Origin of the sequence: Alishewanella sp. HH-ZS (genome assembly GCF_001704375.1) — a bacterium.
Lineage (GTDB): Bacteria > Pseudomonadota > Gammaproteobacteria > Enterobacterales > Alteromonadaceae > Alishewanella > Alishewanella aestuarii.
The window spans coordinates 18626-30492 of record NZ_LZEJ01000033.1 but is presented as its reverse complement, the minus strand read 5'-3'; the positions used below and the strand labels follow the sequence as shown (position 1 = coordinate 30492).

11 protein-coding genes and 2 pseudogenes are annotated in these 11867 nt (G+C 37.9%); 4 read left to right on the top strand and 9 right to left on the bottom strand.

Going from position 1 to position 11867, the window contains the following annotated elements; genetic code table 11:
- Nucleotides 1-308: 308 nt before the first annotated feature.
- The 4 genes from A9165_RS12860 to A9165_RS12845 form a co-directional block, all read right to left on the bottom strand.
- Entirely contained in the window at nucleotides 309-1205 is an 897-nt protein-coding gene (locus A9165_RS12860) for a hypothetical protein (RefSeq protein ID WP_065956181.1), read from the bottom strand.
- Between the two features lie 66 nt (nucleotides 1206-1271).
- Nucleotides 1272-2519 (bottom strand): DUF3644 domain-containing protein, encoded by a 1248-nt coding sequence (locus tag A9165_RS12855; RefSeq protein ID WP_065956180.1) that lies wholly within the window; start codon nucleotides 2517-2519, stop codon nucleotides 1272-1274.
- Between the two features lie 95 nt (nucleotides 2520-2614).
- On the bottom strand, nucleotides 2615-3544 hold the full coding sequence (locus A9165_RS12850) for a bacteriophage abortive infection AbiH family protein (protein ID WP_083216292.1): 930 nt from the start codon (nucleotides 3542-3544) through the stop codon (nucleotides 2615-2617).
- A gap of 239 nt (nucleotides 3545-3783) precedes the next feature.
- The gene (locus A9165_RS12845) at nucleotides 3784-4011 is read right to left on the bottom strand and encodes a hypothetical protein (RefSeq protein ID WP_065956178.1); all 228 of its coding nucleotides are present in this window, start codon (nucleotides 4009-4011) and stop codon (nucleotides 3784-3786) included.
- A gap of 154 nt (nucleotides 4012-4165) precedes the next feature.
- Here A9165_RS12845 and umuD point away from each other — a divergent pair, with 154 nt between their 5' ends.
- The 3 genes and pseudogenes from umuD (at nucleotide 4166) to A9165_RS12835 (ending at nucleotide 5508) form a co-directional block, all read left to right on the top strand.
- Entirely contained in the window at nucleotides 4166-4600 is a 435-nt protein-coding gene (umuD, locus tag A9165_RS12840; RefSeq protein WP_065956177.1) for a translesion error-prone DNA polymerase V autoproteolytic subunit, read from the top strand.
- Nucleotides 4597-5058: pseudogene (locus A9165_RS16660) on the top strand (hypothetical protein). Before umuD ends, A9165_RS16660 begins: the two are co-directional and overlap by 4 nt.
- A gap of 48 nt (nucleotides 5059-5106) precedes the next feature.
- On the top strand, nucleotides 5107-5508 hold the full coding sequence (locus A9165_RS12835) for a hypothetical protein (RefSeq protein ID WP_065956176.1): 402 nt from the start codon (nucleotides 5107-5109) through the stop codon (nucleotides 5506-5508).
- Nucleotides 5509-5868: 360 nt separating this feature from the next.
- Here the strand turns inward: A9165_RS12835 and A9165_RS12830 are convergent, their stop codons facing one another.
- A complete protein-coding gene (locus tag A9165_RS12830) occupies nucleotides 5869-6600 on the bottom strand; it encodes an IS110 family transposase (RefSeq protein WP_065956175.1) in 732 nt (243 codons plus the stop codon).
- Nucleotides 6601-6617: 17 nt separating this feature from the next.
- A pseudogene (locus A9165_RS16655) lies at nucleotides 6618-6803 on the bottom strand (IS3 family transposase); the annotation flags it as partial.
- A 143-nt stretch (nucleotides 6804-6946) separates the two neighbouring features.
- Here A9165_RS16655 and A9165_RS17145 point away from each other — a divergent pair.
- Entirely contained in the window at nucleotides 6947-7072 is a 126-nt protein-coding gene (locus tag A9165_RS17145; RefSeq protein ID WP_255365718.1) for a hypothetical protein, read from the top strand.
- Nucleotides 7073-7459: 387 nt separating this feature from the next.
- On the opposite strand, the gene A9165_RS12825 is transcribed toward A9165_RS17145, so the two are convergent.
- From A9165_RS12825 to A9165_RS12815, 3 genes are read right to left on the bottom strand one after another with little or no spacing between them, the layout of a single operon-like run.
- Nucleotides 7460-9574: a peptidase domain-containing ABC transporter gene (locus A9165_RS12825; RefSeq protein ID WP_083216290.1), complete on the bottom strand. Its 2115-nt coding sequence runs from the start codon at nucleotides 9572-9574 to the stop codon at nucleotides 7460-7462.
- Nucleotides 9575-9595: 21 nt separating this feature from the next.
- Nucleotides 9596-10828: an HlyD family secretion protein gene (locus tag A9165_RS12820; protein ID WP_141686166.1), complete on the bottom strand. Its 1233-nt coding sequence runs from the start codon at nucleotides 10826-10828 to the stop codon at nucleotides 9596-9598.
- 18 nt (nucleotides 10829-10846) lie between these two features.
- Nucleotides 10847-11797, bottom strand: coding sequence for an alpha/beta hydrolase (locus tag A9165_RS12815; protein WP_065956172.1), 951 nt, complete (start codon nucleotides 11795-11797; stop codon nucleotides 10847-10849).
- Nucleotides 11798-11867: the final 70 nt, after the last annotated feature.

Genomic DNA, 11867 nt, shown 5'->3' with positions numbered 1-11867 from the left:
TCAGACTTGATCTGACAGTTACCAGTTTTTCATGGTGTCTGTCAGATTAGATTTTAGTTAGAATATTATCCTTCCAAACCTGTTTTTACAAATTAGAAAGTATCTATAGTGTCCTGTGGAACCGTTCTTAGAATGCGTCCTTTTTCCGGCGATACAGATTGCTGGATACTGATGACCGTCATGCTGTTCTGCTTTGCCAAAATACCCATATCTAAAATGGTGTATTTCATCATTTCAATTAGAAGTGGCAGAATAAGCTTGGAAGAATAAAATTATAACCTTCAAAAACCTAAAAAATATATTACATATTACAGTTTTAGCTTTTTAACAACATCAATAAATCTCTGTCGCTTATTTATGAGGTTGTAATAGAAAAAGTCATCAAACGGAATAGTTCTACGATACAGTTCAATCTGCTCAACTTGATTATCCTGCTCTATTACGAAATCAAATTGCAGCCTCTTGATACCGTCAACATCTGTGACTAAAATATCTGTGAAGTAAAACTCTGTTTTTATGATAGAACTAACACCTTGTTTCCTAACTATTTCACCTTTTTTGTTAACCCATGTCCACAATGATTTTATCTTAACTGCATCAGCAATATCACGCCCAAAATCACTGTTCCTGATATCTATTTTTTGCTGCCACATACTTTGCCTACCTGACATGTATGCAAATGAATATGCTAGATTATACTTATTTACGAATCTGAAAAGATGCCCCTCTTCTTTTTTAAAGATCCTTAGCATTGATTCAAACAAGTCAACTTCAAAGATAACACCTAGTGATTTTGTCAGTACCAGAGAAATAGCATCAGGATAATACCGGATCAATTCTAGAATTTCGTCAGACGTAGTGCCAGGCTTCCTTTTAGTGCGGGATAGACTCGAACTAGGATTCGCGTAAGGGCATTCTAAATATGCCTCTTCATTGTAATCTGCAAGATTATCAACTGAGTACTTAACATGCCTTGCGTGAAGAGCAGATCTCTTCGATTTACCCACTTCATCATCATATTCCCTATCAACATGCAGGTTAATTACCAGTAAGGGGTTATTACAAGCTGGACACACTGCGTGATGTTTCACTGTATTATGATGCTCAAGATAATAAGGTGATTTTTTTCCTGTTAGCTTTGTGAAGATATTTTCCTCTAGTTTGTAGAACTCACTTCCACCCACCTTTAACTTGAATACAAACATAAAACTCCTAAAATATCCTGCCAAAAGGTTAATAAAAAGAATGGACGTCCTGCCACCAAAAAATTATTAAGTCATTCCACGTTCTTGTGAAATCCGGCTACTTCTTTTCTTCAATTCATTTCTACGAAATTGCATTGAAGTATCAAGCCAATTTGGTTGTTGCAAGTTTTTCACAAACCAGCTCACAAACTTCTCTGAGTACCTTGGCCTACCGTCAATTACATAACGCATATCCGATTTGTTTTGACTGTTTAGTCCATGCTTACTAAGTACAGCCTGAAATGCCCCACTTTTGATGACAACCGATATCTGCCTTCGATTAATTTCTGCAATTGCTGTATTCATGTGATATGGGTGCGAAACATCCGGATCTTTAGTTTTTGTTATAATAATTGCGTCTTTTCCGACCTCTCCAATGCTCAATGATAAATCACTTTCATGCTCCCTTTTAACTAAGGCAAGGCGATAGTCGATTGGTATTGAGAACTCTGTCGAATCAACCTCTTTAGAGATATCTTCAAAATGCTTAATAAATTTGGCGACTGAAGTAGCTGCATGTTTGCCATATAGCTTTTGAATTAGGGTTATTTCTGGGGGCGGACCATCAATAACTAAGCTCAACATACCTACACTCTGCCCTGAAAGTGGAGCATTTCCCATTTCATTTCTATAACGCGTTTGGTAGTTCAAAACTGTTGCTTGAAACAGTCTTGATAATTGCGGCTGTAATTCTGGTATTAGAAGGTGAACTGCTTGGTCTCTAAGGTCAATTAAGGTTTCTAAGTTTATTCGAACAGGGTCTTTTTGCTGTAATCGACGTTTGATAGCATCAGTGATAGATATACTCTTGTCACCGTCGTAGAAAATCCTCTCGTACCCATCAACTTTTAGTATCTCAGCTTTAAGTAACAACTCCCAAGCGTTGACCATCATTATTGCAAACGCTTCAACCCTATTCTTCATACTCGGGCGGTTGTAAACTTCTAAAGCAAGAGTAAATGCATCTAAACTGCGTCCGATGAGTTTTTCATGAAATTGTTCCTCCGGTGTTTTAATTTTAGCTTTCGCAGATTGACTCATTACCGAAATAAATTCGTCATTTGAAAGCGACGCTACCCCATCGCAACGATACGTGCTTCTACCGCCTGACTGAAATACATACTTATCTAATAGTTTTTCAGTGATATATTTATGTACCGAATTCTTGTTGTATGTAGTTCTTGCAGCAATCATTTCAGCTGTAAAAACTGTCCCATTTATTTCAAACTCCCGAAGAACCTCCGCCAGTAACAGTTGTTTGTTTTCCCTTACCAACTAAATTGCTCCTAATCTACGAAACTCTGCTTTCGTTCTGACCACTATCATCGACTGAATAGTGGAGCTGTTATAATCAAGACCCTGTTTGCACTTCAACACACGATAGAATGCATATGCGTTGTCTCAGCACCTTCCAAGTCAGTCGTAATTTGGGAAATCCAAATATCGTACTCATAGCATTGGATGTGCTCAGGATTTACTCCGCAATCAATCAAACTTTGAATAAAACCACTTTCTAGCTCCTCAGGGTAATAGACCACAGTCCAATAGGCATTAGAAGCAACTTGATTGATCTTCCTGAAATATGGGTGATCAATTTTATTCAGCGAGTGACCAATAACTATTATGTTTTCAATATTATGTAACTTATCAAAGTAATCCTCATGCCTAGCTAATACTTCGTCCACAGGTTTCTTGAGGGCATAAAGTGGGTATCTGGCATTGCCCCTAGCATCCGAAAACATGTCACCAGTTGGCTCGCCATCTTCGTCATACGCCGGATTCTCATGAATTTCTTCACCATGACCAAAAACCAGTTCATCAAGTTTCTCTGAATTTCCATGAATATGTAATATTCGATTGCCATCGATGCCGTAAACGGTCTGCAAAGTCGATGTGTAGTTGAACGACATAAACAATGAGTATTCGGGAAACTTCAATTTCGCAATAGCTTTGCTTACATCAATCTGATTGATCCAGTCAGTAAAGGCTTCCCTGATAGTGTCAACATGTGTATTGGTTTGTTCGGTTATTTCATCTTCAAGACCATATATAAAGCTAGGTCTAAAATTATCGGCACTGACATCTATCTCATTGTAACTATCAAAGAAAGCATCAGGGTCAAAATCACCAAGTGCATTTTCGAAATCATGCCATGGGTTGTACTGATTAAAATCCAGAGCATAGTAATTCTCAATTTCAGAAAGCAACTCGTATGCAAATTTTGAGAAGTCCCAATAGCTAGTTGGCAAATCATGCCATAAATCAAAACCATTTCCGACTATGTAAAGTTTTTTACTCACTGCTAGATCCAATCTACCAATAGAATTTGCAGCCCACTATTGCTTAGGCGTCTTCTAATCTAATAGACGCATCGTGCTTTCTATAAAATTTGCTTCTTGCACTTTAATGTCTATTAAAGTGCGTCTTTTGCTCTAAATCAGAGACAAAGTACTGTTCCTGTATCTAACTTAGACAAATCTGATGGGCTTGTCACTAGCCTAGTGAAAATTAACACTATGTATACAAAATCGATGACCAATCAGCCTAGTTTATCGAGGACTGTGCCATACCAATTTAGCAACTGCTGATAGCTCTCAAATCGCCTCTTCAACTCAAATAGAGTTCCATTATCAATACTGATTAAACTGATCCTTAACTTGCCACTGCGCCATTCGATCCTGGGCAGATTGATCAGTGTCCTTCCGGTAATATGCCATCTAGTCATTTCTGCAATGAATCTTGCTTCATCGACTTGTTGTTTATCCATTTGAACTCCACCTATTAAAATATAGTGAAATAAATGTAGACATCGTGCGCAATTTTTTCAATCTTCAGGAAATCGCCACGTAAAACGCTTACAGCTACACAAGCACTTCCTACAAAGCTACACTGTATACCCATACACTATACCGAGGTGTGATATGTCAGCAGAAATTCTTGGCAAGGTCTCAACAGTAAGACGCTACTTACCTATACCGTTTTACAGCAATAGGGTTGCCGCTGGGTTTCCCTCCCCTGCGCAAGACTATGTTGAGAGAACCCTGGATCTAAACGAACTCTGTATTAAGCATCCTGCTGCAACGTTTTTCGTAAGAGTTAGCGGTGATTCGATGCAGGACGCCGGTATATATGACAACGATATTCTGGTAGTGGATCGCGCTCTTGAAGCCAAGCATGGTGACATTATTGTCGCTGCACTTAGCAATGAGTTCACTGTTAAAGAGTTATGCTTAACCCCTACTATCAGATTGATACCACACAACCCTAAGTATCAAGCAATTGAAATTACCTCAGAGAACGAGTTAGAAATCTTCGGTGTTGTGACTAACGTGGTACGTAAAATAAGAAGGCCATGACAACGAAAACCTTTGCGCTTGTTGACTGCAATAACTTTTATGCAAGTTGCGAAAAACTGTTTAGGCCAGATATTAAAGATGAAGCTGTCGTTGTACTATCGAATAATGACGGCCGCGTTGTAGTGCGTTGAAAAGAAGCTAAAGCACTCGGTATTAAAATGGGAGTGCCTACTTTTCATATACGTGAACTCATAAAGAATGGCAAGCTACTGGCTTTCTCGTCTAACTATGCACTATATACTGATTTATCAGCACGAGTGATTACAAAACTAGAGCAACCCGGGCCAGCTGTTGAAGTCTACCCTATTGATGAAGCTTTTCTGGACTTAACTGATGCAACGAATTGCGTTGTCTTACCGCGTTCGGTCAGCAAATGCCGAGCACGATTCAGCAGTGAATGTATAATTCAGTATATAGCTCTTGACACAAAGGAATTTGATGGCTTTAATAATTTGTAAAGGCAAGGTTAGCCTTAGAATTGACTAAAACGTGATTGCGAGGTTTGTGTGAAATATTCTTTAGAAAATTTGATTGCTCTGATAAAAACTAACCCTGATATAATTGAGACTCTTATGAGTGGAAAATTCAACTGGGAGACCTTTATACAAGGCACCAGAAATTTCGGTGTTAAAATAGATTTGAGCGACATTGAAAAATATTTAGATGATAAACTTCCATTTATGGGCGAGTCCTCGGAATCGCATTTCTTTGTCCAAGATCAAAGAGCGAATGAATTTCGCCAGCTAAGAAATGATGAAATATTCATTGTTAGTGGTGGAAGCATTATTGATAGATTGCTTCCTAGTGTTACTATGACGGCGGCTGTCGCAGCGGTTGCTGTTGCCAGTACACATTCTAGTTGTCAGGTTGGCATCGTAACATGGGGAGCGGGTCAAGAAATGCTTTAAGGCTAACTAATCCGCACCAACTCTTTTAGACACCTCGCTAAGTGAGTACAATCGCTTAACTAGGTGTCTATGAACTCCCCCTCTATTCCAAGCACAAAGTGATCAAACTTGGCGGTGAATGACTGCATACGTCTATTCGGCTTGTGACATTCATGGTTTTGCCATGCTCCAGCCCTGATAACTTTCGCGCATTAGAGCCTCATCGAATAAACGCTAATAAATACCAACCTCGTTACCAGGCCTTTCCTATGCACGGTCTTAGCCACTTTATTTATCCACTTTGTAGTGCAATTCTTTGGTTGAGAGTTGTTGTTAACTTGCTGTTTTACAGCTCTGTATTGCTACTTCATATTGCTAAACCTAGCGTATCTGCCGCTGCTGGTTAGCCATTATTGCCCACAGCATTCTGGCCTGTTTTGCTGCGATAGCGACCGCCACAACATTGTTGGGCCGTCGCTCTTGCAGCTTATAAATCCACTCAAACATGGATGTTGTTTGCGTGGACTTTTGTGCTCTGCTGGCGGCTAACATCACCGTTCGGGCACCTTGAACCAAGAGTGTTCGCAAGTAACGGTCGCCGCGTTTAGTAGTGGCACCGAGTTGCGTTTTACCACCGGATGAATTCTGTTTTGGCACTAAACCGAGCCAGGCGGCGAATTGCCTGCAGTTTTTAAATACTGACACATCACCGGCTGCTGCCTCAGCAGCACTGGCGGTAACGCTACCGACACCACAGAGCTCAAGTAAGGCTTTTGCGGTGGTATCTTGTTTGCTCCAGGCTTCAATCCGTTTGTTGAGCGCTGTAATCCGGGTCTCTAAATCGGTTAATCTATCTGCTAGGTCGGCGATGCTCTGGCGAAACAGCAGCGGTAAGATTTCCGATTCAGCCACCAAAGGCAACGTTCTAGCCAGTGCTGCGCGGCCCTGATTAATCACAATGCCAAACTCGTGCAAGTAGCTGCAAATCTGGTTCATCAAGGAGGTGCGCTCACGCACCCATTGTTCACGCATCCGATGCATGACCAATACGGCTTGTTGTGATTCTGATTTAACGGCAACAAAGCGCATATTTGGTCTGGTGTTCTTACCCATAAAAAGTAGACACTTGGTTATGCGCATTTGCGCTCAAACTCAGCCGGGCTGACATAGCCAATCGCTGAGTGCCTACGTACACGGTTATAAAATATCTCTATGTATTCGAAGATACCTGACTTCGCCCGCTCAATCGAGTCGTAATTCTCAGCATAAATCAGCTCCACTTTCAGTCGACTGAAGAATGCTTCTATCGCCGCATTGACGCTCCTATGTCAAGTCATCACGTTAGTACAGACAAATCGGATACAATTACGGGGTAAAGTTCTCTCTGACCTTTCCCCCAAATTTAAAACCATGACATCGATGAGATTTCCAATAAAATGGAGCCAATGGAGATCTCAAAATGAAAAAGCGTTACACCGAAGAGCAAATTATCAAAGCTATCAAGCAGCATGAAGCAGGCGCAGCTCACCGCCAGACAATTCCTGCTTTGGGCAACCAGCGTCTGATTGTTAAGCTGTGGAACTGAATGTTACATAACTTGTTCATTAACAGCACAAACAACTCTGTACTACAGCGTGAACGCTGATATCCAAGCGTTCTTAGAGTGTACTTCAGCAAAATTTTCAGTACGCCACAGATGAAATCCCGATTCTGCCTAAAGGGTCGACCAACGTCTTTAGTTTTTAGGCCATCGACAGCAGCAAGACGGCAAAGGTATCTATCTCGTGTTTTATGAATAATCTTCTTCAATCGACGGGTTTATGCGCCGTATAAAAATGCTATCCTGTTCATATTAAATGCGTTTGTGAGGCAGTTCTTTTTGGAGATTGAACTGATCGCACAAACATCATTGAGTTCCCTTCCCTGAGTGATCTACTATTTGGAACAGTTAATTAGATTAAGCACACCTTTATTAATCACTAATTGTAACCTCGTTTACTCTACCAGAATGAATTTTAAATTTCCGATTAGCCTTCGATATAAATTCAGGTCTGTGTGCAACAATAATTCTAGTAGCTGAGAGTTTACTTACGCTTTCAACAATCAATTTTTCTGTATTCTCATCTAAATTAGCTGTCCCCTCGTCAAGAATCAAAGTTTTACTTGAACGATACAAAGCCCTTGCTAAAAGAATCCTTTGTTTCTGACCAGCGGATAAGCTAGACCCCATATCGCCAATAAAGGACAGGTATTTCATATTCATACTCATTATAGTATTATGGACATAAGCTGATCTAGCTGCTTCAATAACATTATTCATTTTCATTTCTTGATCAAAAAAACTAATATTATCAGCAAGCGTACCGGAGAGTAACTGGTCGTCTTGCATTACAACGCTGAACCGCTTTCGCCATTCCAATCGATTTAAGTCGGTAAGCGGCACTCCATCAATTAAAATCTTTCCTTTAACTGGTTGATAAATTCCTAAAACGAGTTTTAGCAAAGTTGATTTACCGCCACCAGATTCGCCAATGAATACAACAAAATCACCTCTATTAATTTTAAAAGTTGCGCCAACTAATACCCATGGGTCATTATCCGAGTATCTAAAATGAACATCGATAAACTCAATTTCAGCGGGTTGTTCTTCGCCAATCCAATCGTTTACACTTTTATCTGGATTCTCATTAGATAAACTATCTGTTAAATCGGAAATTCTATCAACATGCAAAGAAAGCAGCTTAAAATCAATAAACTTGCTTATAAGCGACATAATGCTAGTTGTAAAATGCTGACGATAAATCATAAATGCAAACAACATGCCAACTGTGAAATGATCTTCGTCACTAAGTATTAAATTAGCGGCAAAATATATAACTATAATAAGTTGAATATTTGATATAAGCTCGTGGAGAGATGCCACAAATATCTGTTTTTTTTCCAGTGATATTCTAGAATTAATGCAATTCACTAGATAATTTTGCCAAGCTGAAATCCTATTTGCATTAGCTGAAAACAACTTCAAACTTAATACCGAACGAATAGTTTCTATCGCAAAGCTTTCTTTTTTTGCTTCATCAAGTATCAGTTTATGTTGACTATTTTTTATTCCTGAGTAAAAAAGAAAAGATATTATACTCATTAGAGCAACAGATAAAACAACAACAATCCCCAGCTTAAAACTATAAGCAAACAGTATGAATATAGTTGCTGATACTATTACACCGTCTATTATGACAGAAACTAAATCCTGAGTTATAACTCTCTGTATCGGTTCCGTCGATCCCAATCTTGATATTATGTCACCAACATGTCTACGTTCGAAATAACTGTATGGAAGATACAAAAGGTGTCTGAATAACTTAGTAACAAGCTGATAAGACAACTGATTTCCATAATAAATTATAATCCATGACCGGAGTATAGTAGTAAAAAATTTGAAAAAGTGAAGTAGGAAGAAGGAAACCACCAGAACCACAAGCAAACTTAAATCATTTTTTACAATAACTTCATCTACTACAATTTGAAAGTAGAATGGAGTTGCCAAAATTAGCAACTGAAGTGCAAACGATAATACTAGTGTATGAAAGAAAGCAGATTTCAGCCCTATAACCTTACCTATAAATGAAGAAATAGTTCTTCTTTTGGCATCACCGATCACGTTAAAATTCTCTGTAGGTATGATCTCAATGGCAATACCGGTAAAACTCTCAGAAAATTCATCGATACTTAATGAACGCTCCCCGCAAGCTGGATCATGAATTATCATTTTTTTATTTTCTATTTTTCGTAAGACGACAAAATGATTCAAATCCCAATGCAATATCGCCGGCAACTTTACTTTATCAATGTTTATCAAATCAACCTTCAAAGGTCTAGCGGAGAGGAGCATTTTGTCGGCTAGTGCGATCAAGCGCTCTAGAGACATGCCGTTTATAGAAACATGATATTTAGCACGCATGAAGTTTAAATCTACTTCATGCCCATAATATACTGCTATCATTGTTAGACAGGCAAGACCGCATTCCGACGCTTCTGTTTGTGTAATAACAGGCAACTTAGAGCGTTTAAATTTCAAAAAACTCAAAAGAAATCCTTTGTAAATTATTTATATTCTATATTTTAGAATTGGGTTAAGCAGCCATTCCCATAACTTTTGCTTCTCAATGTCAATATCAACCGATAAGCTCATTCCAGGTTGTAGCGTAAAGTTTTCGTTGTTAATAGTAACTTCCTGCTGCTCTAATCTAACTCGGGCTAGAAAAACCTTTTCGGTTACTGCGGGGAAATATTCAATATCAGAGGAATTAATTGCTGATTTTGATATAGATAAAATTTCTCCGTTAAAAAAGCCATGCTTTTGATATGGGAATGAATCATATGAAATCCTAACCTTCTGATTTTCTCTAATAAACCCTACAGCTCTACTTGGTATAAATATATGAGCTATTAAATCATCATCTGAAGGAGTTAAAGTCATAATTTGCTTATTTACTGATACATTTTGCCCTTCAAAGGTAGTTATTGACGCAACAGTACCTGATAAAGGTGCTGTTATTACGTAGTTTGACTGAACTTTCGCTTGAAGGATTCTCTGCTCGATATTTCTAAGTGTCTTTTTATTTTCACTATTTGTGATTTCCTTAGCGATCCTAGCAAGCGACGAGTCCCTTTTGATGCTTTCAATCTTGCTCTTCAACAAAAATATTTGATGCTTCAAATGTTCGACAGATTGTTCTGCCTCGTAATACTCCCCTTCCAACAAAGTCAAATCAACTCTTGAAATAGCTGACCTATTTGCATTTGCAGATTCGTATACTTCGCGTTTATTAGACAATATTTTTTTCTGGATAAGCAATCTTCGGTATAAGAGATCGATTTCTCCCGCTACTTGATTTCCCTCGCTTTCCAGATTCGCCAAATTTAAACTTGTTGAATCGACTGTGAGCTTAATTATTTTTTCCAACTCTCTTTTTTCACTCTCCAAACTATCAATTAAATTAAAACCGTATTCATAATTTAGATTTATAGCGGTATCAGATTTTATTGAAAAAAGAGCGTCACCTTTATTAACTTTCTGTCCTTGCCTAATATGAACTTGCTCAACAATTCCATTATGACTCGTCATAACTCGAACTAAGCCGTTTTCTGGACTCAGCAAACCAATAGCTCTCTCCTTCTTGGTGTATTCACCAAAAATTAAAACTAATAATAAACAAATAAATATAAAAACAAACAAAGTGACAATTAAAGAATATTTAATTGGTGTGTCCAAGAAGACCACACCGAATAATTTGGTTCTTTGCTTATTTATAGATTCTTGCCTAAAAATACTACCCAATTTATCAAAACTCTTTTTTCAGTCTTTAATGAAGCTAACAACTTCCTCAATTAGCAATGAGGATACCGGTAGGCTTGGATTATTATATGTTGAAAAGTTGTCATTCTGATCTAATGAAGAATCCTTTAAAATATGATTCATATTATCTATGAGAACTAATTTTGATAATTTATTTACACTATTAAGCTGAACAGCTGAATCAAAATTTATCTGCACATCATTTTTACCATGAACAACTAATGAAGGAATTTTTAATTTTGAAAACTCAACTTTTGGGTCATAGCGAAACCAAGAAAAAAGAAAATTGTGTATTTCTTTCCTAAAAATCAGCTTTAGGAACTCATCTTCAACTTCAAAATTATCTGAAGATTTAATCTTAGATATTATAGATACTGTTTCATCCAAATATTCAGGATATTTATCCTTAATTTGCATTAAAATAAGGTCATCAGCCTTTAAGCTTGAGGAATTTATTGATATAAATTTATCAACTAAACTGTTTCTTGAGGCGACCATTCCAACTAAAGAGCCATCGCTATGACCTATTACAACAATTCTTTTAAACCTTTTATCATTTCCTAGTTTTTCAATCCATAAAACAGCATCCTCAACATATAAATCAAACGTTAACAACGATTCATCTACATTGTTCGAAATACTGTCACCAACTCCTCTTTTGTCATAACGTAGACTTGCAATACCAGATTTACCAAGTTCATGTGCTAACATCTTTAACGAATTATTTGTTAAGCCAGGGACATTTCCATCACGATCTACAGGCCCACTTCCACTTATAATTAGTGCTATGATCCCGCTGCTATAGCCTTCAGGTATATACATAGTACCATTGATCACGTTATTATCATGCATAATTGAGACGCTATGCGATTCAGCGAAAGCAATTTGCACTTTTGCCAGACACAATAAAAAAATCTGCATAAAAATAAGCTTAAAAAAAGAAAAGCTCATCTTCTCTCCCCTTTTTTATTCATGACAAAAAAGCTGTAAAATATATTTACAGCTCCCCCTACCTCTTTAG